General features: G+C 53.6%; 20 protein-coding genes. 14 read left to right on the top strand and 6 right to left on the bottom strand.

The window, feature by feature from the left end; translation table 11 throughout:
- Positions 1-396 precede the first annotated feature (396 nt).
- From fdhF to VRC33_RS10455, 4 genes are read left to right on the top strand one after another with little or no spacing between them, the layout of a single operon-like run.
- Positions 397-3,369, top strand: a complete 2,973-nt coding sequence (gene fdhF / locus VRC33_RS10470; protein ID WP_338563578.1) for a formate dehydrogenase subunit alpha — start codon at positions 397-399, stop codon at positions 3,367-3,369.
- The gene (locus VRC33_RS10465) at positions 3,369-3,851 is read left to right on the top strand and encodes a DUF1641 domain-containing protein (RefSeq protein ID WP_338563576.1); all 483 of its coding nucleotides are present in this window, start codon (positions 3,369-3,371) and stop codon (positions 3,849-3,851) included. Before fdhF ends, VRC33_RS10465 begins: the two co-directional genes overlap by 1 nt.
- Positions 3,844-5,208 carry a cytochrome ubiquinol oxidase subunit I gene (locus tag VRC33_RS10460; protein ID WP_338576994.1) on the top strand — a complete coding sequence of 455 codons (1,365 nt, stop codon included), beginning with the start codon at positions 3,844-3,846 and terminating at the stop codon, positions 5,206-5,208. Before VRC33_RS10465 ends, VRC33_RS10460 begins: the two co-directional genes overlap by 8 nt.
- Positions 5,201-6,148, top strand: a complete 948-nt coding sequence (locus VRC33_RS10455) for a cytochrome d ubiquinol oxidase subunit II (protein WP_338563567.1) — start codon at positions 5,201-5,203, stop codon at positions 6,146-6,148. The genes VRC33_RS10460 and VRC33_RS10455 overlap by 8 nt, the downstream gene beginning before the upstream one ends.
- Before the next feature lie 132 nt (positions 6,149-6,280).
- On the opposite strand, the gene VRC33_RS10450 is transcribed toward VRC33_RS10455, so the two are convergent.
- A complete protein-coding gene (locus VRC33_RS10450) occupies positions 6,281-6,673 on the bottom strand; it encodes a NirD/YgiW/YdeI family stress tolerance protein (protein WP_338563564.1) in 393 nt (130 codons plus the stop codon).
- 325 nt (positions 6,674-6,998) lie between these two features.
- Here VRC33_RS10450 and VRC33_RS10445 point away from each other — a divergent pair, with 325 nt between their 5' ends.
- Positions 6,999-8,006: a putative FMN-dependent luciferase-like monooxygenase gene (locus VRC33_RS10445; protein WP_338564799.1), complete on the top strand. Its 1,008-nt coding sequence runs from the start codon at positions 6,999-7,001 to the stop codon at positions 8,004-8,006.
- Between the two features lie 43 nt (positions 8,007-8,049).
- Here VRC33_RS10445 and VRC33_RS10440 read toward each other — a convergent pair whose 3' ends face one another.
- On the bottom strand, positions 8,050-8,259 hold the full coding sequence (locus VRC33_RS10440) for a DUF2767 family protein (RefSeq protein WP_338563561.1): 210 nt from the start codon (positions 8,257-8,259) through the stop codon (positions 8,050-8,052).
- A 349-nt stretch (positions 8,260-8,608) separates the two neighbouring features.
- On the opposite strand from VRC33_RS10440, the gene VRC33_RS10435 reads away from it, so the two are divergent.
- Both VRC33_RS10435 and VRC33_RS10430 read left to right on the top strand, forming a co-directional pair.
- Positions 8,609-9,502, top strand: coding sequence for an SDR family oxidoreductase (locus VRC33_RS10435; protein ID WP_338563558.1), 894 nt, complete (start codon positions 8,609-8,611; stop codon positions 9,500-9,502).
- A 27-nt stretch (positions 9,503-9,529) separates the two neighbouring features.
- Positions 9,530-11,677 carry a glycoside hydrolase family 3 C-terminal domain-containing protein gene (locus VRC33_RS10430; protein ID WP_338563555.1) on the top strand — a complete coding sequence of 716 codons (2,148 nt, stop codon included), beginning with the start codon at positions 9,530-9,532 and terminating at the stop codon, positions 11,675-11,677.
- A gap of 29 nt (positions 11,678-11,706) precedes the next feature.
- Here the strand turns inward: VRC33_RS10430 and VRC33_RS10425 are convergent, their stop codons facing one another.
- Positions 11,707-12,408 (bottom strand): N-acetylmannosamine-6-phosphate 2-epimerase, encoded by a 702-nt coding sequence (locus VRC33_RS10425; RefSeq protein WP_338563552.1) that lies wholly within the window; start codon positions 12,406-12,408, stop codon positions 11,707-11,709.
- A complete protein-coding gene (locus tag VRC33_RS10420) occupies positions 12,405-13,967 on the bottom strand; it encodes a PTS transporter subunit EIIC (protein WP_338563549.1) in 1,563 nt (520 codons plus the stop codon). The genes VRC33_RS10425 and VRC33_RS10420 overlap by 4 nt, the downstream gene beginning before the upstream one ends.
- Before the next feature lie 173 nt (positions 13,968-14,140).
- Here VRC33_RS10420 and VRC33_RS10415 point away from each other — a divergent pair, with 173 nt between their 5' ends.
- From VRC33_RS10415 to VRC33_RS10385, 7 genes are all read left to right on the top strand, one after another.
- Positions 14,141-14,971, top strand: coding sequence for a MurR/RpiR family transcriptional regulator (locus tag VRC33_RS10415; protein ID WP_338563547.1), 831 nt, complete (start codon positions 14,141-14,143; stop codon positions 14,969-14,971).
- Between the two features lie 196 nt (positions 14,972-15,167).
- Positions 15,168-16,208 (top strand): L-idonate 5-dehydrogenase, encoded by a 1,041-nt coding sequence (idnD, locus tag VRC33_RS10410; RefSeq protein WP_338563544.1) that lies wholly within the window; start codon positions 15,168-15,170, stop codon positions 16,206-16,208.
- 842 nt (positions 16,209-17,050) lie between these two features.
- Positions 17,051-17,527, top strand: a complete 477-nt coding sequence (locus tag VRC33_RS10405; RefSeq protein WP_338563541.1) for a ferritin-like domain-containing protein — start codon at positions 17,051-17,053, stop codon at positions 17,525-17,527.
- 90 nt (positions 17,528-17,617) lie between these two features.
- Positions 17,618-18,124 carry a DUF892 family protein gene (locus tag VRC33_RS10400; protein WP_338563538.1) on the top strand — a complete coding sequence of 169 codons (507 nt, stop codon included), beginning with the start codon at positions 17,618-17,620 and terminating at the stop codon, positions 18,122-18,124.
- Between the two features lie 68 nt (positions 18,125-18,192).
- The gene (locus VRC33_RS10395) at positions 18,193-19,104 is read left to right on the top strand and encodes a manganese catalase family protein (RefSeq protein WP_338563535.1); all 912 of its coding nucleotides are present in this window, start codon (positions 18,193-18,195) and stop codon (positions 19,102-19,104) included.
- A gap of 48 nt (positions 19,105-19,152) precedes the next feature.
- Positions 19,153-19,380: a hypothetical protein gene (locus VRC33_RS10390; RefSeq protein ID WP_338563533.1), complete on the top strand. Its 228-nt coding sequence runs from the start codon at positions 19,153-19,155 to the stop codon at positions 19,378-19,380.
- A 232-nt stretch (positions 19,381-19,612) separates the two neighbouring features.
- Positions 19,613-20,284 (top strand): SDR family oxidoreductase, encoded by a 672-nt coding sequence (locus tag VRC33_RS10385; RefSeq protein ID WP_338563530.1) that lies wholly within the window; start codon positions 19,613-19,615, stop codon positions 20,282-20,284.
- 125 nt (positions 20,285-20,409) lie between these two features.
- Here VRC33_RS10385 and VRC33_RS10380 read toward each other — a convergent pair whose 3' ends face one another.
- Together VRC33_RS10380 and VRC33_RS10375 are read right to left on the bottom strand one after the other, a co-directional pair.
- Positions 20,410-21,612, bottom strand: a complete 1,203-nt coding sequence (locus VRC33_RS10380; RefSeq protein WP_338563528.1) for a sugar transporter — start codon at positions 21,610-21,612, stop codon at positions 20,410-20,412.
- 348 nt (positions 21,613-21,960) lie between these two features.
- A complete protein-coding gene (locus tag VRC33_RS10375) occupies positions 21,961-24,354 on the bottom strand; it encodes a membrane-bound PQQ-dependent dehydrogenase, glucose/quinate/shikimate family (RefSeq protein ID WP_338563524.1) in 2,394 nt (797 codons plus the stop codon).
- Between the last annotated feature and the right edge of the window lie 121 nt (positions 24,355-24,475).

The raw sequence follows: 24,475 nt of genomic DNA, 5'->3' as shown, positions 1-24,475 counted from the left end.
AATTTCTCTCCAGCCTTTCCTCAAAATTCTGTCCAATACGCTTCCCAAATTTCTCACCAGGGCTACCCCCAAGCTTTTATCTGATTTGTTTCCCAAACTTTTTTCCCGCCAGTTACCTATTTTTCACTGGCCTCCTTTCACATCTGAATGACCTGGCGAGAATATCTCTGACTTTAATCACCTGTTAACCGGTGAAAGCGTTTAATTCTGCCCTGCCTTTTACGCTTTAGCTACGGCTATTTAATTCACACCTGGTTACCCATTTTTTACCGCCTGGTCCGTGACAACCCTTTAAACAGCACCCAGGCTAAATGCAGAGATATTATGAATAAAAAGCCAGTGGAAGGCACAAACAGCCGGGAAGCGTTAACGCAATGTCGTGTCAGAGAGAACGTAATGAGCGCAAAAACATGTACCCTGGTTTTTAATGGGGAACAGTTAACGGGTAATGAAGGTGAACCCTTAATTGATTTCCTCACCGCGCAGGGTAAAACCCTGCCGCACGTTTGTTATCATCAGGCACTGTCACCGCTTCAGAGTTGTGATGTCTGTTGGGTACAGTTTGAGGGGGAACTGGTGCGGGGATGCTCCCTGACTACCAGGCAAGGTATGGTCATCTCCAGCGTGCAGGAAACGGCTAAGGCGGCCCAGCAGGAGGGAATGGATCGCATTCTTAACCGGCATGAACTTTATTGCACGGTCTGCGAGCACAATACAGGCGACTGTACCCTGCACAACACCGTTGCCGATATGCATATCCCCATCCAGTATTATCCCTATCAACCCAAGCCTTATCAGAAAGATCACAGCAACCCCTTTTATACCTACGATCCCGATCAGTGCATCCTCTGTGGACGCTGCGTTGAGGCCTGCCAGACTGTGGAAGTCAACGAGACCCTTTCCATTGATTACACCAGCGATCACCCCCGTGTGTTATGGGACGGAGGCGAACAGATAGCGGGATCAAGCTGCGTCAGTTGCGGTCACTGCGTGACAGTCTGTCCCTGTAATGCGCTGCTGGAAAAAACGATGCAGCCCGATGCCGGCCCTTTTACCGCTATGCCCGCAGATCTGAAAAGGCCGTTGATTGATTTTGTAAAATCTCTTGAGACTACCATCGGGATGGAGCCGATCACCGGCGTTTCCAAGATTGATATGGCCATGCGCCAGCATGAAATCAAAAAGACCAAAACGGTCTGCACTTACTGCGGCGTGGGCTGTAGTTTTGAGATGTGGACCCGCGATCGCCATATCCTGAAGATACAACCGGTGGTGGATGCACCCGTTAACGGTATTTCAACCTGCCTGAAAGGGAAATTTGGCTGGGATTTTGTCAACAGCCCGACACGCCTGACCACCCCGCTGATCAGAGAAAATGGGCGCTTCCGGCCCGCAAGCTGGGACGAAGCGCTGAACCTGGTTGCCCGTAAACTGCGTGAAATTGCCGCCCGTGACGGGGGAGACAGCATTGGATTTATAGGGTCAAGCAAGGCGAGCAACGAGGAAGCCTATCTGACACAAAAAATCGCCAGGCTGATCTTTGGCACCAATAACGTGGATAACTCTTCTCGCTACTGTCAGAACCCGGCAACCGAAGGTCTGTTTCGTACCGTGGGCTATGGCGGTGATGCTGGCAGCATCACCGATCTGCAGAAAACGGCCCTGATCGTTATCGTTGGCAGCAATATCGCCGAGAATCATCCCGTTATCGCCTCCAAAATCAAACAATCGCATAAATTCCACGGGCAGAAATTACTGGTCGTCGATCCCCGTCGTAATGAAATGGCGGAGCGGGCTGACAGCTATCTGCGCATTAAGCCAGGCAGCGATATGGTCTGGGCTTCCGCGATGGCACGCTATATGTTTGACCACGGCTATGCCGATGAGGCTTTCCTGGCGGAAAAAGTCAACGATGTTGAGGCTTATCGCGCTTCCCTCGCCCCCTTCACCCTGGAATACGCCAGTGAATTAACCGGTCTCAGCGTGGAAGAGATGACCGAAGCCGCAGAGATGATTGGCCGGGCGCCCAGCATGTGTATTCTGTGGGCAATGGGCATTACCCAACACAGTCATGGGGCGGATCACAGTACCGCGCTCTCAAACCTGCTGCTGGTCACCGGAAACTACGGCCTGCCGGGAACCGGTGGCTATCCTATGCGCGGGCATAACAACGTGCAGGGTGCCAGTGATTTTGGCTGTCTGAGTAATGTCTATCCGGGCTATGAGAAAGTCACCGACCCGGCCATGCGTGAGAAATGGGCCAGGGCCTGGGGCGTGGATCCGCAGGCACTGTCGGATAAGGCGGGCGCGGATAACTTCAAAATGGTGCAGGAAGCCGCAGAGGGAAAAATCAAAGCGATGTATATCATCGGTGAAGAAACGGCCTTCTCCGATGCTGACTCGACGAATGTGCATCAGGCTTTCAGCGGTCTGGAGTTTATGGTGGTACAGGATATCTTTATGAGTCGTACCGCAGAATTTGCCGACGTGGTTCTGCCGGGCTGCCCCAGCGTGGAAAAAGAGGGCACGTTTGCCAATACGGAGCGGCGGATACAGCGGTTTTATCAGGTTATGCCCCCGTTGGGCCAGAGCAGGCCTGACTGGGAAATTCTTACCGATCTGGCCTCACGCCTTGGGCATCCCTGGTACTACACCGATCCGGCACAGATTATGGCTGAAGCCGCGAGCATAGCGACGATTTTTGCCGGTGTCAGCTACGCCCGGTTATCAGGCTGGCAATCCCAACAGTGGCCGGTTGACGCAGAGGGAAATGATACGCCCCTGCTCTATACCGACAGGTTCAAATTTCCCGATGGCAAGGCAAAGCTTCACCCTCTCAGCTGGAAATCACCAGACGAAGAAGCCGATGCTGATTACGACTTGATCCTCAATAATGGCCGTATGCTGGAGCATTTCCAGTCAACCAATCAGAGCGGCAAGGGAAACCGGCTGCTGTCGCTATCGCCTGACTGGTATGTGGAGATCGGCCCCGATCTTGCTAAAGCCCGCGATCTGCATGAAGGGGACTGGGTCTCCCTGACTTCCCGCAGGGGGACGGTAGAGGTGCCAGTTGTGGTGACAGAAAGGATGGCAGGCAATATTTTGTTTATGCCTATTCATCACGGTAAACCCGGTATCAACCTGCTGACCGGCGATCACCACGATCCTGACGTCAACACCCCCGCCTACAAAGAAATTGCCGTTTTTATGAAGAAACTGAACCGCTCACTGAAACGGAGTCCGCTGCCGCGAGATAACTTCCGCTACGGTAAGCGTACGCCCCTTACCCACCTTCCCATCGAGGATAAATGGCAGCAGGAGGGTTACACCCTTCCGCCTGAACACACCGACCACCCGGAGAAATTTTAATGGCTGAACGTATGCAATATGAGGTTCCCCCTACCCGCACAGAGCCCGATGCCGGTGAAGCTCTGGGCACGCTGCTGGAAAACCTGCACAAGCATGGTTTTCTCAGGCTGGCTAACGACCTGGTTTGCGCCAATACCGATATTGCCAAAGTGGTGGTAGGCGGATTAAATCAGCCCGGCTCTCAGGTGGCTGTGCAGAATATCTCCCTGTTACTGATGGCGCTTTCACGGGTGCCCCCTGAGCGTTTTAACCAACTGCTGATGGCGCTGACCGACGGAGCCAACGCGCTCAGCCGTCAGTCAGATTCCACCCAGCAGCAGGGAGCGCCGGGGATCAAAGGGATGATTAAACTGCTCAGGGATGAGGATCTCTGGCGGGCTGTAACGCCGTTACTCTCCGCCGTGCGTGCTTTTTCTGCCTCAATGGAAAAAGCGCCAGAAAAACCCATCACCCGCTACAGCGGCAAAGATACTCATGCATGAATCAGCACTGGCCCTGCTGCTCTCCCGGGGTCAATTTGCCTTTACCATAGGCCTGCACATCGTGCTGGCCGCTTTTGCGCTGGGGCTGGCTCAGTTTCTGGTTTTTCTTGAGGGGATGTGGCTGTTTCGCGGAAACAGAGTCTGTTACGACCTTTATCGCTTCTGGCTCAAGGTGTTTGGTTTTACCACCGCCGTTGGCGCCGTATCCGGAGTGGTCATGGAGTTCCAGTTTGGCACCAACTGGGCACCTTTTGCTTTCAGGGTTGGGGGCATACTTGGCCCGCTGATGCTGTATGAGGTGCTGGTGGCATTTTTTTTAGAATCCGCGCTGGCCGGGGTGATGATTTTTGGCCTGGGGCGGATCCGGCCAGGCATTCATTTTGCGGTCACGCTGCTGGTCGCTCTGGGGGCGCTGATCAGTGCCTTCTGGATCCTGGCCGCCAACTCCTGGATGCAGACCCCCACCGGCTTCACGCTGGATGATGCCGGGATCTTCCATCCCGAAAGCTGGCTGACTATTCTGCGTGCCCCCTCCTTTCCCTGGCGTCTGACGCATATGATCCTGGCCTCCCTGATAGCCACCGCTTTTCTGATTGCCGGCGTGGGTGCCTGGCGCCTGCTCAAAGGTATTCAGAGCAGTGGCGCCAGAGTCATGGTCTCCTGCGCCATGTGGCTGGCGGCGATCCTGCTCCCCGTGCAGATCATTACCGGTGACCTTCACGGGGAAAATACGCTGAAATACCAACCACAAAAAATGGCTGCAATTGAGGGAAGCTGGCGTCAGCCCCCGGCAGGGCAAGGAGAACCGATCCGGCTCTTTGCCCTGCCCGATCAGAGCGCAGCCGTTAATCATGCTGAACTGGCCATTCCACAACTGGGATCCCTCTACCTGCGGCATAATCTCCACGGGCATATCAAAGGGCTTTCCGAATTTCCTGCAGCCGATATCCCCCCGGTGCTTCCGGTCTTCTTCGCCTTCAGAATAATGGTCGGGCTGGGCATTCTGATGCTGATTGTCAGTGGTACGGCCCTGATTATGCGGTTACGCAACCGGCTGTTCACTTCACAGAGGATGTTAAAGGTGCTGGTCGTGATGTCTCCGGCGGGGTTTATTGCCATGCTCTCCGGCTGGGTGGTCACCGAGGTGGGTCGCCAGCCGTGGACCGTCTGGGGGATATTACGCACCTCTGAAAGCCATTCCACGCTTACGGCTCTTCAGGTTTTCACCTCCGCTACGGCAATCCTGATTATCTACGCTTTCGCCTTCTTTTCAGGGCTGCGTTACTTTATGCGTTACGTTGCCACCGCGCATGATGATGAAATCACCGGGCCAGAAAAGGAGCACGACCATGCCTGATCCCGTCAATTTATCTGCCGGTATCATCGGCTTCTCACTGCTGATGTATGTGCTGCTGGACGGCACGGATCTTGGCGTGGGGATGCTGTTTGCCTGGTTTATCGATGCGGATGACAGGCGCAGGCTGGCCTCTTCCATTCTGCCGGTGTGGGACGCGAATGAAACCTGGCTGGTGCTGGCGGGTGGCGCAATGCTGGCGCTGTTTCCTGCGGCTTACAGCCAGATACTGAGCGGACTTTACCTGCCGCTGTTCGCTATGCTGCTGGCTTTGATCCTCCGTGCTGTGGCCCTTGAGTACCGGGATCAGGCTTCACCCAGGGCGCAACGCAGGTTAGATACGCTTTTTATCTGCTCCTCCGCGCTGACGGCTTTTCTTCAGGGGATGCTGGCAGGGAGTATCTTCGGGGGCGTTGCGCCGGGGGGAACATTTTCATTCTTTACCCTGTTTACGGTGCTGTGCGGAGCCGCTGCGATGACGGGATATCTGCTGATGGGTTGCTGCTGGGTACGCTGGCGGCTGCAGGGAGAAACGGGGCGTCAGGCCAGTCTGCTGGCAAGCCTTTTTCTGGTGGCAACCCTGATCCTGATACTCTCCCTCTGTCTGCTTATGCCCGGCCGGTTTCTGGCAGCCTGGAGTCTGCTGGCAGGAAAGCTTCTGTTGCTGACCGGATTAGCCCTGGGTGTAGCTATTCCCTGCTTTCTGCACGGCAGCCGGCTGCTGATGCCTTTAATGGCAGTGCTACTGTTAATGACCTGCCTGATGCTGCTGGCGATGATGGCGCTTTATCCCTGGCTGATCCCGGAAACCTTAAGCCTGAAAGAGGCTGCATCCGGACCTGTGACCCAACAGTTTGTGCTGACGGGGCTGGCCATCATTATTCCGATGACGGTGGCTTATAACAGTTGGGCATTCTGGGTACTGAAAGGGAAAGTAAAATGAGGGGGGAAACTGACACCACCTGGGTCGCGGCCCGGATGTCAGATGGTGCAGGTCGGGGATCTCCCCGCCCTGAACCCGTCAATGGATTCAGGGCGCGGCGCCATCAGCGGCGCTATCTGAACACCAGCAGGCTTAAGGTTTTCTGATCTGCTGCGCCTGGATATGGCGAGCTTCACCCTTGCCTTTCACATAACCGCTAAGGCGCATCTTATCTTTAGCGGTGTACTCCTTGCCATCAAAGGCGGCGTGGGGAACGATAACTTTGATCGTGCCGGTGTTATCGCGGAAATCGTAACTATCCTTGCCGGTTTTTTTGATCAGATACCCTTCCATTGTGACCCACGCGTTGTCGCGCTGGGTGCGAACAGATTCCACGGAACTTTCAGCCGTATCTTCTGAGCCTTTATAGCCCTGGTCCTTTTGATGTGGCGGTGGCGGTGCTTCACCCGTTTTGTAGCCACCCTCTGCGGCCATAACATTGCCGCTGAAGGCCAGTATCGCAGCCAGTACCATCAACTTTTTCATTGTATCTCCTTAATGTTTCAGACTAAGCCGTTTTCTACGGTGTTCCCTTAAGCCTGGCACAGGTATGCAGACTTTCCTGGCACAAGCCTGATTTTATCTGACTGAGCCTGTCAGACGGGGGCCTGTGGGGCCATCAGAGGAAGATTGTTATCCGGTTGACGACAATCTTTAGCTGATTTCCTTACTTCACCCCCGGCATACAGACGCCTGATATTGACAGCTACAGCGCTGTTTTCACCGACCTTCAGGCAAGTATCAACCGCTCTGCCACCCTGAGTGATCTCCGCCACTCTCCTGACACTATGCCGTTATTAAAGGAAGCCTTATGAGCAAAAGAATCGGTTTTTTTACCCGTCTGCTGGATAAGACCAGCGCCAGGGAACGCTATCATCTGGCCACGCTGCAAATTCAACATGCCGAGCGGCTTGGCTACGATAACGCCTGGATTGCGCAACACCATTTTCATGAAAATGAAGGGGGGCTGCCTTCGCCGCTGCTGTTCCTCGCCAGCGTGGCGGCGCAGACTTCCCGAATCCGGCTGGGAACGGCCATCATTACCCTGCCTCTGGAGAATGCCTTGCGGGTGGCTGAGGATGCGGCTGTGCTGGATTTGCTGAGCAATCACCGACTGGAAATTGGCCTGGGTTCAGGGGGTACGCCAACCTCTTTTCTACCCTTTGGGCTGACTCTCGATCGGCGCGCTGAGGCATTCTCCCGCAATCTTGAAACGCTGCTTGCGGCCTGGCGTGGAGAGACGCTGGCGCACCCTGATAATCGTCTCTATCCTCCCGCGCCGCAGCTGGCGGAAAGGGTCTGGCAGGCGACTTTTTCCGTAGCGGGTGCCGCACGTGCAGGCGCCGCAGGTCATGGTCTGATGCTCTCACGCACTCAGCCCCGCCCGGCAGAACAGCCGCTGTTGCCGCTGGATGATATCCAGAATCCGATGATCGACGCTTACCTGGCCTCATTGCCCGCCGGTGTCGAACCCCGGATCCTGGCCTCCCGTACCGTGTTCGTCACTGATAATGGAGCAGAGGCGCGTGCTTTTGCAGTCAGTGGCCTTTCTGCTCAGGCAGCCCAGCACCGCGCGGCAGGTCACCTGATTTCAGGGTCTTCGCTGGATGATTATATTGCCGCCTTTGATGTCCATCTGGGTTCGCCTGAACAGGTCGTTTATTCACTGGGGCAGGATTCCGCCGCAGCCAGGGCTACCGATATCTCGTTCCAGGTTCACTCCATCGATCCTCCCCATGCTTATATCCTGCGATCGCTTGAGCTTCTGGCAACCGAAGTCGCTTACGCTCTGGGGTGGAAAACGGCCCGTCATGACTGACAGGCTGGGGAAGCGTAACGCTGAGGCCTGTTCAGGGGAAGCCTCATTCGGGCTTGATAAGACGGATAGCGTGCTCAAGGACTTTTTGCTCGTCGCGATCGGCATCTGCACGATCGTGGCGGGTTTTCATCAGCAGATTAGTCAGTGCCTCGCGATGGGTGTTGTAGCCGCTCTCTGCCAGCACAATCACCGCATCGCCAATCACCCGGCAAACTTCGTCGTAATACTCTTCACTCAGCACATCACGTTTCATACTTTTACCTTACTGTTAACCGCAAACAGAGATTTCACAGTTTTACCCTGGCAAAGATTTGACGCATAAACAAGCCGGTTCATATTTTGTAAAACTTATTATTATTTTGCAGAAGAAACGGTCCGTTCTTTAATAAAGCCCCAACCGGCGCGTTGAGAAAATCAGGCACAATATTGTCACGCGAAATTCCCCCTGGCGGAATATAAAAATATATTTCGCATTTCTTAGGTCGCCTGCCCAATTAATCGCCAGCTAAACGCTGAGGGGAATTTTTTTAGCAGATTAATGTGACATATTTCACAATTGTGCCAGGCTTATTATCACTTAAGCGATAACGAAGGAGTAAAACATGACAATTCAGGATAAAAAATCCCTCATATCCATTGAGTACCCGGTTCCGCCATTCCCGGAACAGCCACAGCCCGTTCCGGGTCTGGCAAGTAAAATGGTCCCGGTGCCGGACCACGGTGAAAAAAGCTACCGCGGATCGGGTCGACTTGCTGGCCGTAAAGCACTGATTACCGGCGGAGATTCCGGTATTGGTCGCGCAGTGGCTATTGCCTACGCTCGTGAAGGTGCCGACGTAGCCATCGGTTATCTGCCAGAAGAAGAGTCGGATGCTGCCGAAGTTATTAAGCTTATCGAAGCAGAGGGCCGTAAAGCTGTTGCCCTGCCTGGTGATATTCGCTCAGAAGAATTCTGTATCTCACTGGTTAAAGAAGCCGCCAGTAAATTAGGCGGGCTGGATATACTGGTTAATAATGCCGGTCGTCAGCAATTTAATGAATCTATCCGCACCTTAAGCACTGAAGATTTTGACGCGACGTTTAAAACCAACGTCTATGCCATGTTCTGGATAACCAAAGCCGCTCTGGATTATCTTCCACGGGGTGCTTCTATTATCAACACTTCTTCCGTGCAGGCTTATAAGCCCAGTGAAATTCTGCTGGATTATGCCCAGACTAAAGCCTCTATTGTTGCCTTTACCAAATCTCTGGCTCAACAGTTGGGTAAAGAAGGCATCCGTGTTAATGCCGTAGCTCCAGGCCCATACTGGACTCCACTACAGTCCAGCGGTGGCCAGCCTCAGGAAAAAGTGAAAGAATTTGGTGCTTCTGCGCCGCTGGGCCGTCCTGGCCAGCCTGCTGAAATTGCGCCACTTTATGTCACTATGGCCTCCAACGAGAGTAGCTATACCTCTGGTCAGGTATGGTGTTCAGATGGCGGTACCGGCACGCTTTAAGGATGTTTCCCAACAAGGAGTGAGTTGATGAAATATTGCTGGCAGCAAAAAGGCCTGACAGCCGATGAAAAAGCCAGGCTCGTTGTCGATGAGATGACGCAGGATGAGAAGTTCGCCTGGCTTTCCGGCCCGATGGCCATCCCAATGCATAACCAGCCCCTTCCTGAAGGGGCAATTGGTTCCGCTGCTTACTACCCAGGCATTCCCCGCCTGGGCATTCCCCCTTTACAACAGTCTGATGCCAGCCTTGGCGTCTCCGCGCTGGGCAACGTCAGGCCCGGAGACAACGCCACAGCGCTGCCTTCCGGCCTGCTGCTCGGGGCAACGTTTAATACTGTTATGGCTGAACGCACCGGTGAAGTAGTGGGACGTGAAGCCTTTGCCAAAGGATTTAACGTCCAGCTGGCAGGCGGAGCAAATCTTATCCGTGAACCGCGTGGTGGCAGAAATTTTGAGTACATCTCTGAAGATCCGCTGCTGACAGGAGTGCTGGCCGGGCATTCCGTAAAGGGAATTCAGTCTCAGCATGTGGTTTCTACCGTCAAGCACTTCGCTGTTAACTCACAGGAGACCGGCCGTGTGGTGGTCAGCTCTGATATCAGCGAAGCTGCCCTGCGTGAATCCGATTTGCTGGCGTTTGAACTGGCAATTGAGATCGGCAAGCCCGGCTCAGTGATGCCGGGGTATAACCTGGTTAACGGCGAATGGGCCTCTGAAAATGATTTCCTGCTGAACAGAGTGTTGAAGAGCGACTGGCAGTTTGCTGGCTGGGTGATGTCAGACTGGGGAGCGACCCATTCTGCCACGAAGGCCGCGCTGGCGGGGCTTGATGTGCAGTCCGGCGCTAACCTTGATGAAAAGGTCTGGTTCGCTGACCCGCTGCGCGAGGCGGTGGCAGCCGGTGACGTTCCGCAAAGCCGCATCGATGAGATGATTCACCGTATTCTCCGCAGCCTGTTTGCAGTGGGGGCCATAGATCAGCCAGCCATACCGGGGGGCAGTATTGATTACATGGCTCACCGGCTGCTGGCGCAGCGTGAAGCGGAACAGGGGATCGTACTGCTGAAAAATGCAGGCAATTGTCTGCCCCTGCGAAAAGGTGCCGCGAAGCTGTTAGTCACAGGCGCACATGCAGATGCTGGCGTGCTGGCAGGTGGCGGATCCTCCGCCGTGACGCCGGTGGGCAGCCTGAAACTGCCGGGCATCGATTTTATGGGTATTGCCACAGAGAAGGTCTATCACCCTTCTTCTCCCCTGCATGCCATCCGTGCGGAATCAGGCGCGGCTGAAGTTGTTTATCTCAGCGGTGAAAATGCCGCGGAAGCGATCGGGCAGGCCTCTGAAGCTGATGCGGTGATTGTTTTTGTCGAAGAGTGGCGTTCGGAAGCACTGGATGCCGAAGGCCTCTCTTTGAGCGAGGCGCAAAATCAGCTGATTGATGGGCTGGCCGCAGCCAACCAGACAGTGATTGTGGTGCTGGAAACCGGTGGCCCGGTGACAATGCCCTGGCTGGATAAAGTGGCGGGAGTGATTGAGGCCTGGTATCCGGGTTCTGGCGGCGGCGAGGCTATTGCAGGCGTCCTGTTCGGGCGGGTCAATCCCTCCGGACGCCTGCCGGTCACTTTTCCGGCGGATGAGTCGCAGTTGCCCACGCCGGAGCAAATTGACCCAACGACCACCACTTCGTTGCCCGGCGCACCGGTTAAAGGAGGGATACGTCATATTGATTATGATGTTGAAGGGTCTGATGTGGGCTACCGCTGGTTTGCCCGCACGCAACAAAAACCGCTGTTCCCGTTTGGTTTCGGCCTGAGTTATACCTCCTTTGCCTGGACAGCCTTTAGTGCTTATGAGGATAACGCCGGATTGCATGTCACTCTGACCCTGACCAACACAGGGCAGCGTGCCGGTGCAGATATTCCTCAGATCTATGTTCAGCCAGCCAGTCGGTCAGCCCCGCCCCGGCTGGCAGCGTTTGCCCGGGTTGAGCTGCAACCTGACGAAAGTCAGACCCTTGAGCTGACGCTGGAACCCAGAGTGATAGCAAACTGGGATAGCGACAACGCCGGGTGGACGATCAACAGTGAACAGGTCATCCTGACCGCCTCACGCAATGCCGGAGAAGCAGAACTCTCTTGCCTGCACCGGCTGCGTAAGCGCCGTTTTGGCTACTGAATAAGGCGCATGCCGCTGACTGTAGCAGGTCAGCGCATCCCGCCAGGCAACGCCGCCACAAACCGGGCGGTGATTTGCTGAGGCCGGGTAATGGCCCCGCCAACCACCACGGCATGTGCCCCCAGGGCCAGACATCTGGCCATCATCGCCGGGGTGGTAATGTTACCCTCGGCGATCACCGGTTTTTCCACCACGGACAGCACCTCGCGCAGAAAGGCAAAGTCATCCTCAGGCAGCATTTTACCGGACGTTTCGCGGGTGTAGCCGTGCAGCGTGGTGCCGATGCAGTCAAAGCCCAGCGCCGAGGCCGTGCGCGCTTCTTCAGGCGTGGCAATATCAGCCATCAGCAATAGCTGCGGATAAAGCCTTCGGATATCACTGACCAGCTGTTCCAGCGGCACGCCATCCGGGCGGGAATGGGAAGTGGCATCAAGGGCAATCATTTCTGGTGCAGCTACCATCAGCTCTTCCACTTCACGCAGCGTTGCGGTGATATAGACCTCACTGCCAGCATAATTCCTCTTCAGAATGCCGATCACCGGCAGATCCACCAGCTGCTTTATCGCTTTGATATCCTGCTGGCTGTTCGCCCGGATAGCGGCAGCCCCTCCCTGATGCGCCGCCAGGGCCATCCGGCTCATGATAAAATCACTGTGCAGCGGCTCATCTTCCAGTGCCTGACAAGACACTATCAGCTGCCCCTGAACAGTTTTCAGCATCGAACGATTCATATGGCTAACATCTCCTCAATTTCATTCTTGATTACCGTCACATGGGGACCATAAATAACCTGAATCCCTTTGCCATGCTGTACCACGGCACGCGCGCCGGTCTGTTTTAACTGCGCTTCATCCACCCGCCCGGCGTCGTGAACCGTCACCCGTAATCTTGTGGCGCAGCAGTCCAGCTCCGCTATGTTGGTTTCCCCGCCCAGGGCAGTAATCACCTGAGATGCGCGTGACCCTGTCACTTTTACGTTGGGCGCAGTGGATGAGGTGTCATCTTCCCTGCCCGGCGTTTTCAACCTGAAACGGGTGATCAGGTAGCGGAACGAATAGTAATAAAGAAAGAACCAGGGAATGCCGACCAGCGGCACCAGCATCCAGTGCGTCTTGGCTTCGCCCTGCAATACGCCGAACAGGATAAAATCGATAAACCCCCCGGAAAATGTCTGCCCGATGGTGATGTGCAGCATGTGTGCCAGCATAAAGGCAAGGCCATCGAAAAAGGCGTGCAGGACATAAAGCAGCGGCGCGATAAACAGGAATGAAAATTCGATGGGTTCGGTGATCCCGGTCAGAAACGAGGTGAGCGCCGCTGACAGTAACAGGCCGCCCACACGCTTTTTGTTCTCAGGCTTCGCGGTGTGATACATCGCCAGGCAGGCTCCCAGCAGGCCAAACATCATGGTAATAAAGCGCCCGGACATAAAGCGGGATGTACCGGCATAGAACTGGGTGGTGGTGGGATCGGCCAGTTGCGCAAAGAAAATCCGTTGCGTTCCCTCAACCAGATGGCCGTTAATCATTTCACTGCCGCCCAGCGCGGTGGTCCAGAACGGCAGATAGAAGATATGGTGTAACCCCAGCGGCCCCAGCATTCTCAGGATAAAGCCGTAGAGGAAGGTGCCGATATAGCCTGTTTGATCCACCAGCCCGCCAAGACCGAAGATGATTTTCTGAAAATGGGGCCAGATCACCACCATCACGCCACCCAGCAGAATCCCGGCGAAGGAACAGACTATCGGGACAAACCTTGAACCGCCGAAAAAACCCAGAAATTGCGGCAGGGACTTTTTGTTATAGCGCTGATGAAGCCAGGCACTGACCAGCCCGACAACCACCCCACCGAAGACGCCGGTCTCCAGCGTCTGAATCCCCAGCGTGGTGCCCTGACCCACCGCACCCGGGTTCGTGGCGGCCAGCTTTCCCGTCAGCGTCAGCAACGCGTTGATGGTGGCGTTCATCACCAGGAACGCCAGTAACGAGGCCAGCCCGGCCGTGCCTTTATCACTGCGTGCCAGGCCGACAGCCACACCCACGGCAAACAGCACGGCCAGATTGGCAAAGACCACGGTTCCGGCACTGCTCATCACCGCAAAAATACCCTGTAGCCAGGCGATATTGAGGAAGGGATAAGCGGTCAGGGTATTCGGATTGGAGAGCGCGCCGCCGATACCGAGTAACAAACCTGCTGCCGGTAGCACCGCGATCGGCAACATGAATGACTTGCCAAAGCGCTGTGCTTTTTCAAACCAGACACTCTCGCCACTGCTGCGAAATATCGACATGAAAATTTTCCTCAATGGAATTGACTGTGGTGATAATTTTTATCACACATCAATCATAAGAAAATAATTATTTTCATAGGATTTGATTATCTCCACAAAATGTATAATCCGCTGGAGAATCTCCTGCACGCAGGCCACACTTACCCTCCCATCAGGGAAGAAAAGAGGATCGGATGAACGACAAAGAGAACGTACTGTTGAACCTGAGGCTCGATATGCCGGGGCTCAGCCCGACGTTGCAGAAACTGGGCGGGTTTGTTGCTCAGCACGCAGAACGGGTGCTCTATATGACCATCACGGAACTTGCACGCGAGAGCCAGACCAGTGAGGCCAGCATTACACGGTTATGCCGGCATCTTGGCTGTAAGGGGTTTACCGAATTTAAAATGGCGCTGGCGTTTGATATTCAGCAATCTTCTCCGGCTCCCGTTGAGGGCGAACGCGATGATATTGCCACCCTGATTGATGAATGCGCCCTCTCGCTGCATGACACTGGCAAGCTGATTAAGCGCCAGGACCTGGAAACCGCGGCGGCACTTATCCATCATGCCCGCCAGATCCAGATTTTCGGTATTGCTGCCAGTGCGACCGTCGGCGATTACCTGCACTATAAGCTGATGCGTCTGGGTATTCCGTCTCAGGCATTTACCGATATCCATTCCGCCGCAATGAACTGTATCAGCCTGACGCAGGGCGATGTCACCCTCGCCATCTCCAGCTCCGGTTCCACCAGAGACGTGCTTTATGTCGTTGAGCAGGCGAAAAAACGCGACAGCAAAATCATCGTGATGAGCAATACCTCGCGCAGTCCGCTGGCGAATCTGGCCGATGTGGTGCTGGTTGCCGCAAAACCAGAAGGCCCCTTTACCGCCGGGGCGCTGAACTCCAAAGTGGGCGTGATGCTGCTGGTGGAGCTGGTAGTGATGTCGTTACTTAAATGCGATCCGGCCTATGCCAGGCGCAGCCAGGAAACCGCCAGCGTTACCCTGCCGATGCTGCTTTAATGCCCCCTCTTCCAGCCGCACGCCTGCGGCCCCCTGTAGCCCCGCCCTCCACTCCCCCTGCGGCTGGCAATACCTGAAGTCGAGCTGGCTTAGCTCTTTATCAGCCCGTAATCCTTGTGGGTTCACGTTATTGTCGACGGACTTCAACTACGCTTTTATGACTGCTGAACTCCCTGTCCGGATTTGAGGATTTGTCATGAAACAAGAGATTATTGCCAGTGTGGTTACGGCTGCTTATCAAGTTAGTAACCAGCAGCGTACGCTGGAATGCGGGGATGACCAGGTACTGGTCCAGGTGGAACGCGGCGGAATTTGTGGATCTGACATCCACTATTTCCAGCATGGCCGCGCAGGGATGTCGGTGCTTAAAGAGCCGATGACACTGGGCCATGAATTTGTCGGCCGCATAGCCGCAGCACCGCCCCAAAGCGGGCTTCAGCCAGGCCAGCGTGTGGCGGTCAATCCTTCGCATCCCTGTAATCACTGCGAATTTTGCCTCTCCGGTAAACAGAACCTTTGCAGAACCATGAAATTCATGGGCAGTGCGCAGTTCTTCCCCCATGTGCAGGGAGGTTTCGCCAGCTACGTTGCCGTTACCCCTGCCCAGTGTGTGACATATTCAGATCAAGCCGAGTCGAGGGTGATTGCCTTTGCCGAGCCGCTGGCGGTGGCCTTACACGCAGTTCACCAGGCGGGGGATTTGGTCGGTAAAAAAGTGCTGGTCACCGGTTCCGGTCCCATTGGCTGTCTGGTCATTGCCTCAGCTTTTGCCGCAGGTGCCTCTGAAATTGTTGCCACCGATATGAGCGAGCGCTGCCGTGCGCTGGCGCTTGAGATGGGCGCATCCAGCGTTGCCGATCCCAGCGATCTCTCCACCCTGAGCCACTGGCAGGAAAACGGCGGTTACTTTGACGTCTGCTTTGAAGCCTCCGGCTCGCCTGCGGCCATTGCCTCAACCGTGAGTTTTACTCGTCCTAAAGGACGAATCGTTCAACTGGGAATGGGTGCTGCCTCCGTTGATTTTCCCCTTGGATCGCTTCTTACCAAAGAGATTGAGCTGGCAGGTTCTTTCCGCTTTATCAATGAGTTTGAGATTGCGGTTCGCTGGCTGGAGAGTGGACGAATTAATCCCCTGCCGCTGCTTTCTGCGGAGTTTCCACAGCAGGATGTGGTTAAAGCACTGGAGATGGCCAGCGATAAAAGTCAGGCAGCTAAGGTGCAATTAACGTTCAGTTAACAGACAGTTAATCATCCCTGTTACGCCAGTCAAAACAGCGCATCACAGTTTTACTGGCGTATCACCGGAGGATAATATTTTCGTCAGAGAGAAAAAACTTTTCCGCTTTCCCTCTTTCTTTCTGTTAATTTTTTTTAATTCCCCACCGGTAGGAAATGTTTTCCTTCTGATCTCTCAAGCCTGTAGTCCCTTTTTACGCAAAGATAAAGTATCAGACTGAAATTTTTTTGGTCGAATGTTTTGTTAAGTTGCGCCAACAAAATCTCCCTTTCAACCTGAAAACAGCCACACCTTAAAAAACATTCGCTATTATTCCTGAATTGATTCAACTACCCATGCCGTATCATTCCTCCCATACTGATTATTTTATTTCAGGGGGATGCCTTCAGATAAACACCAACTAACTCAATTAATAAATCAATCACTTATATACCTGATTTAAAAGAAATTTATAGCCCCGCGATCATGCTAAATTGATACTTTTTCAACCCTCTTTTTTTGAGCAGATTATATTATTCATTAGCCCTGAACTTACACCTGCTTACATTCAGGGCACGATTTCCAGTCACAATAAGGTCAATATTCATCCGGACCTGAAAACAAGCCCTGCCGCTTACCTGTACAGCTATTATTTCGAGGTACAAGTTCCCGCCAGATTTGCATCGCCGTTCTCGCTTTCAAAAAATTGAAATATTATTTAGGCCGCTAGGAATAATCTTAATGTTACTTTTTTACCCCCATTACTCATCCGCTTCCGGCGTTATTGACTATTATTTTTGAGGTGATAGCCGATTATCTCGCTCTACCCCTTGCGTAATTAAAAACAGTTTTCGGAGAAGAAGATGACCATCAAAACATTAGAAGACTTATTTATTCACGACCTTTCAGACATTTACAGTGCTGAAAAGCAGATTACGCGTGCATTACCAAAAATGGCGCGTGCGGCAACAGATGAAAAACTGGTTGCCGCCTTTAAACAGCATCTTGAGGAAACCCAGGGCCAGATTGAACGTCTGGATCAGCTGGTTGAAAGTACCGATGGCGTGAAAATCAAACGGATGAAATGTCATGCGCTTGAAGGCCTGGCTGAGGAAGCTCAGGAAATTATCGACTCCGTGGAAGCCGGTCCGGTACGCGATGCGGGGCTGATTGGCGCAGCGCAAAAGGTCGAACACTACGAAATTGCTACTTACGGCACCCTGGTAGCGTTGGCCACCAAGCTCGGTTACACCCAGGCAGCTAAATTGCTCGCTGAGACGCTTGAAGAAGAAAAGTCCACCGACCAGAAACTCACGGTCATTGCTGAAAGCCAGGCTTAAGGCCAACACTTTTATCAGTGATCAGGCCCGCATTATCCGGATAACGATAACTTGTTACCTGAGTGGGCATTGTTAACTTAGAGGTAAATCATGACACACGAAGAGAACTATCTTGACTGGGTCAGAGACGCCCATGCCATGGAAAAACAGGCTGAAAGCATGCTTGAAAAAATGGCTTCCCGGCTGGAACACTACCCTGACTTAAAAGCCAGACTTCAACAGCACATTGATGAAACCCGCCAGCACCAGGCGCTTGTGCAGTCAGTTATCGACCGTTACGACACCTCCAGCTCCACGCTTAAAGACACCATGGGCAAACTGTCCGCTTTTGGTCAGGCGATGGGCGGCATGATGGCTGAAGATGAAGTGGTCAAAGGCGCGATCAGCGGTTACGTTTTTGAAAATCTTGAAATTGCCAGCTACACCTCGCTGATTGCAGCGGCTGAGCTGGTTGGCGATCGTGAAGGTGCACGGATTTTTGAGCAAATCCGTGAGCAGGAAGTTGCTATGGCCGACTGGGCGCTACAGCATCTTCCTGATGTCACTGAACAATTTATGGTGCGCTCTGCCGCAGACGGTGTGGAAGCTAAAAAATAAACCGCGACACCGGCGGAAGGCCTGCCATGAGGCAGGCCAGTGGTACTTATAACCTATTGGAGTGAGCTATGTTCAGACACGTAAAACAATTGCAGTACACCGTACGCGTGGCCGGTCCCAATCCGGGCCTTGCTAATTTATTACTGGAGCAGTTTGGTGGCCCGCAGGGTGAACTGGCTGCAGCCTGTCGCTATTTCACCCAGGGGCTGGGCGATGATGATCCAGGCCGGAAAGATATGCTGATGGACATTGCCACTGAAGAGCTGAGCCACCTGGAGATCATTGGTTCACTGGTCGGCATGCTGAATAAAGGTGCTAAAGGCGATCTGGCTGAAGGCACGGAGAAAGAAGGCGATCTCTACCGTTCGATTACCGGCAATGGCAATGACAGCCACCTTACGGCGCTGCTTTACGGCGGTGGTCCACCGCTGACCAACTCAGCCGGTGTACCCTGGACTGCAGCCTATATCGATACCATTGGTGAAGTCACCGCAGATTTGCGCTCAAATATTGCGGCCGAAGCCCGTGCCAAAATCCTGTATGAACGCCTGATCAATATGACGGACGATCCCGGTGTTAAAGATGCCCTTGGCTTCCTGATGACCCGTGAAGTCGCCCATCAGATGTCCTTCGAGAAAGCGTTGTATTCGATCCGCAACAACTTCCCGCCGGGTAAACTTCCTCCTGTCGAGCAGTATGCAGGGGTTTACTACAATATGTCTGAAGGCGGTGAGGTGCGTGGTAGCTGGAATTCGGATCAAAACTTTGACTACGTTGCTAACCCTGCCCCGGCGGTGGATGGCGGTGACGGCAGTGCAAGCGTGATGCTTCCGGCCGATCAAAAAGCTAATCTGGACGCCATGGCGCTGCGTACAGCTTCAGATCCTTCCGTCAACCCAGTGACCGGCACGGATCTCGGATCTGTTCCACCGATCGAGAACGAAGCGGCCAGTACAGATCTGACCAAACCGCAAAAATAATTTTCTTTTTAGTGGCGGTGGCAAACCGCCTGAATACAGAGACAAGTCATGTTCAGATTGATAAGAAGCCTGTTCAGCAGTCCTGAACGCTTGCTTGACGTCATGTCGCGAGCGGATATGCGAGAGGCTCAGGAAGAAGGCGAAAGGATCCTCATTGATGAGGACGGTAATGCTTCGGTAAATTTCAGCAGTCCTGAAGTGCACAAGGATTTTGAACGGCACGTTAATGCCCTTAAAAAGGTCATTTTGATCCCTTCAGAAACCAAACAACGGTAATCAGCGACTGTAAACCCTGAAATTTATTGAACTTCTTTCAGCCCTGACTGACAAACAATAGAGTGATTGCCACTGTAACGAATCTTTAAACCTCCTGATGGAGGTTTTTTTTGGCCGTCTGTTGCCTGCTTTGCAGGGATAGCATCGCTGGGGCGTCGCTCCTGAGGACAAACCCGCTTTCGATAACCTGCTACAGTGTTGGCAACGTTTTTTCTCACTGAAAGGATAACTTATGGAAACTTCAAAACAGGCGTTAATCATCGGTGCTTCGCGTGGGATTGGTCTGGGACTGGCGAACACGCTGGCTCAGCGCGGCTGGAATGTCTCAGCAACTACCCGTAATTCGGCCCCGGTTTCAGATTCAGGGATCCACTGGCTGACCGTGGATATTAATGAACCCACTCAGCGTGAGACACTTAAAAATGAGATTGAAGAGCAGTCCTTTGATCTGATTTTTATTAACGCGGGTATGTTTGGTCCGGACCACCAAAATCTTGATCGGGCGAAAGATGATGAGCTTAGCTCACTGTTCCTGACTAACGCTATCTCTCCGGTGCGTTGCGCTTCAGAGCTTCTTCCCCTGCTCTCTCAACAAAATGGCACTCTGGCGCTGATGACGTCTCAGCTTGCCAGCCTGACTGAAAACCCCACCGCTACTTACCCCCTCTATTCAGCCAGTAAAGCGGCACTGAATATGCTTTCGCGCGAGCTGAAAGATCGCCTCTCCAGCGGGCAGACTTTGCTGAACATTCATCCGGGTTGGGTGCAGACAGATATGGGCGGCGAAAGCGCCACGCTGACCGTTGAGCAGAGCACCAGCGGCATTGTGGACCAGATAGCATTGTGGTCTGGAAAAGGCGGCCATCATTATATTGATTATGCCGGTAATCAGCTTAGCTGGTAACAGGGGCTGTTCAGAGAACTCATCCAGCCAGATTTAACGATCGGTAATCCCGTAAAAATATCAAACAGGATTACGGACTGCGCTTAAAATGGCTCCTCATGGTTTTCATGAGGAGCCCATCAGGGTCAGGATTCAGTGGCAGTGCTGGAAGCCGCCGTTGAGGGCCATTTGCGGAACATCACTCCCGCCCAAATCAACCCGGCAATCGCCGGCACGGCAGCCACATACCCCACCGAAGAGACACTCATCTCCAGGCTGACTTTGTTACCCATCAGCGCACCGGCACCAATGCCAATATTGACGATGCCGGAATATAACGCCATAGCGACGTCAGTGGCATCCGGCGCTAACGTCAGCACTTTCATCTGTAAACTCATGCCGATAATCATAAAGGCCATGCCCCACAGCATACTCACTGTTGCCGTACCCGCGTGGCTGGCTGAGGCCGGAAGCAGGACCAGCAGACAGACTGAAAGTACCGCAATAGATGCCGTCAGCAAATTAGAGGGGTTGCGGTCGCCCAACCGGCTGAAAATCAGGCTGCCTGCAATCCCGGCAATGCCGATCAGGAACAGCAGCAGCGTGGCAAAACCTTCAGTGAACCCGGCCACGTTAACCACAAACGGCTCGATATAGGTGAACGCGGTGAAGTGTGCCGTTACAACCGCCACCGTCAGCGCATAGATTCCCATCAGCGCAGGACGACGCATCAGCGCAGGTAAATTCTTCAGCGAGCCTGAGTGTTCTGATTTGACCGAAGGCATTACCCGGACGATGGCAGCCAGCAGGATCATCGCCGTGCCGCCAATAATCAGGAACGTTACGCGCCAGCCAAAGAGTTGTCCGATAATCCTGCCCAAAGGCAGTCCCAGTACTGACGCCAGTGCAGTAGCCATTGCCAGCAGGCTCAAAGCCTGTGCGCGTTTCCCTGCCGGAGCCAGCCTTACCGCCAGCGAAGCCGTGATTGACCAGAACAGCGCATGAGCGAGGGCTACCCCTGCGCGGCTGATTAGCAGCACATCAAAGTTCCAGGCAAAAAACGACAGCAGATGGCTACCTGCGAACAGGGCAAAAAGCACCATCAGCAGCGACCGGCGGTTAATGTGGCTGGTGGCCAGCATCAGCGGCAGTGACATCAGTGCCACAATCCAGGCATAGAGGGTCAGCATTATGCCAGCCTGAGAGGACGCCATCCCGAAGCTGGTGCCAATGTCAGTCAGCAGCCCTACGGGAATATATTCGGTGGTGTTAAAGATAAATGCGGCGACGGCCAGGGTCAGAACCCTGGACCAGGCAACTTTGCGCGATACTGCTAATAAATCAGACATAGATGCCGCTCCTGGCGAAGGCTTTCAGAAAGCGGCTAATTGTAGGGAGAACTGGCTGTAATTCAATCCGAATGTGACCTGGATCACACCTTTTCATAACAGGAATTTATGATAAGCGGCAAAACTTCAACCAGAAATGATTATACATTCTGTTTTATAAGTTTTTTAAACGCTTATCTCAGCGATTAGAAACCAGCCCGGATGGTCTTCCCTGCTCAGAAATAGATACGAGCTCGCTTCCCTGCTTTATGATGAATAAAAGCTCCATGCACTGCATAAAAAAAGGCCGGTTTCCCGGCCTTTTCATCTACATCAGTGCGGCAGTGACTTTGCCGCCCCTCACGTCTTTTACTTCAGACGGTATGCCACCACGGCATCACCTTCTTTGGTGCCCAACGAACCGTGGCCACCCGCCGCGATAACAACGTACTGCTTGTTGTCCGCACCCATATAGGTGGATGGCGTAGCCTGGCCGCCTGCAGGCAGTTCGGTCTGCCACAGCAGTTTGCCGGTGCTGACATCGTAAGCGCGGAAGAAGTTATCTGCCGTTGCGCCGTGGAAGACCAGGTCACCTGCCGTGGTCAGAGGACCACCATGTGCCACCATACCCATCGGGAAACCAATCGGGAAACGGCCCGGCAGGAAGGTGGTTTTCAGGTTTTTGGTAGTGCCCACGCGGCGCAGCCATTCGGTTTTGCCGGTTTTCAGATCCACGCCCACCATACGGCCCCACGGCGGAGCAATACAAGGGATCCCCAGCCCGGAAGCCAGCTGCTGGATATGGATTGCATAATCACCCTCAAAGTTTTCATTCCAGTAAGGAGTGCCGTCTTTGGTGAACAGACGTTGCTGAGAAGTCTCTGGCGTACGCTTAATCAGATTGTATTTGTAAGCCAGGCGCACCGGCGAGGCGATCAGGATCTGGCGCTGAGGATCGACAGCAACAGAACCCCAGTTAAAGACCCCGATATTGCCAGGGAAGATAATAGAGCCCCCTTCGGTAGCTGGCGTCCAGGGATTACCATCGTAACGCAAAGATTTAAAGTCAATGCGGCAAGCCATCTGATCAAATGGCGTCAGGCCCCACATGGATTTCTCGCTGAGCGGGTCCGGGATAAAGTTCAGGGCAGAAACGGGCTGCGTAGGCGAATATTTCTCACCCGCAATGCCTTTAGTGGACACATCAACCTGGTTAATCGGATAGACCGGCTGACCGGTCAGACGATTCAGCACAAACAGGTTACCGGTTTTGGTGGGCAGAATGACTACCGGCTGCTTTTTACCCTGATAATCGATATCCAGCAGTGAAGGCTGGGAAGGATTATCACGATCCCACAGGTCATGTTTAGAGGACTGGAAACGCCATTTAAAGGTGCCGGTTTTCAGATCCAACGCCACCAGGGTGTCACGGAATTTTTCGGTGTTGCTGTCTGGATCGCGCTTAATCCCCAGTTCGTCCGGGGACGCGTTACCAAAAGGCACATAGACCAGACCATTTTTAATGTCAGCACTCAGCGTACCCCAGGCCACAGGGGTATCCTGCGGATAGTTTTGCCCTGCTGCAATCGGCTGGGTGTTGTCCGGATTGGCCGGATCAAAATTCCACACCAGCTGACCGCTGTTGACGTCGTAAGCGCGGATCACGCCTGAGGGATTACCGGCATTAAAGCCGTTATCCATTACCGATCCCCCCACAATGACCAGGTTACCGGCAACCAGAGGCGCGGCAGTCTGCATCAATGCATGAGGACGGAGCGTGCCCATATTAGCGCGCAGATCTACAATGCCGTTGTTACCGAAGTCTGCACAGAGCTTACCGGTGTCAGCATCCAGCGCCAGCAACCGGGCATCGGTGGTGGCGTTGAAGATACGTTTGCGGCAGATAGCAGGAGCGTCAGCTACCGCGGCAGGCTGAACAACGTTCTGTGCTGGTGCAGCGGGTTCTTCATAGTAGCTGACGCCACGACAGGTCTGGTGCTGTTGCAGATATGAGCGATCTTTAGCTGGCGCATATTTCCACTTCACCGCGCCCGTTTCCGGGTTCAGTGCATGCACTTCGTTGTGCGGCGTACAGAAGTAAAGGGTGTTGTTTACTTTCAGCGGCGTTGCTTCGAAAGTGTATTCCGTCGCATCTTCTTTAGGATCGCGAACGTCACCAGTGTGGTAAGTCCAGGCCACCTGCAGATTGCTGACGTTATCGGAGGTGATCTGTTTCAGGCTGGAAAAACGGGTGCCGTTACTGGTCCCGCCATAAGCCGCCCAGTCATTGCCTGCCACGTCAGTCTCAGAAGTCTCACGCTGGTTGGTGAGGTTACCCTCTTTCGGGTAGGGATCGTAAAACATCATGCCGACGACAATAGCCAGAATGACGATCACTGTAGTGCCAAGGAAAGGATGGAATTTTGACCGGCTGGCGGGATTCTGGGCCTTATAAAGCGGGCGAACGATCCACGGCATGGCCAGCCATACGCCGATAACGCCAATCAGATCGCCACGCGGGATCCACTGCCATTTATCGAAGCCGACTTCATAAATCATCCACGCCAGCACGATCCACATCAGTACCGCATAGAGTGATAAAGCCATTTTTTTATTTTTAAACAGCGCAACTGCCGTAATCAGCAGTCCGATTGCCATAACGGCATAAAAGGGTGTGCCCCCCAGCATCAATAGCTGGCCACCCATGTAAAGCATAGCGAGACCCACAATCGCTATAACAATACTGGTTAGTTTGTTAATCATCTGATTCTCTCAATGTATACAAATGGATAATTACTATCCTTACGAATAATTACAATTCGACAACACAAATTTAACTGCAAACGGATCGAAAAAAAAACCTATTTATTTTATGTATATCAGG

It is taken from the genome of Erwinia sp. E_sp_B01_1 (genome assembly GCF_036865545.1).
Taxonomy (GTDB): domain Bacteria; phylum Pseudomonadota; class Gammaproteobacteria; order Enterobacterales; family Enterobacteriaceae; genus Erwinia.
Note: the sequence above shows the minus strand (reverse complement) of the source record. Positions and strands in the feature narration are given on the sequence as shown.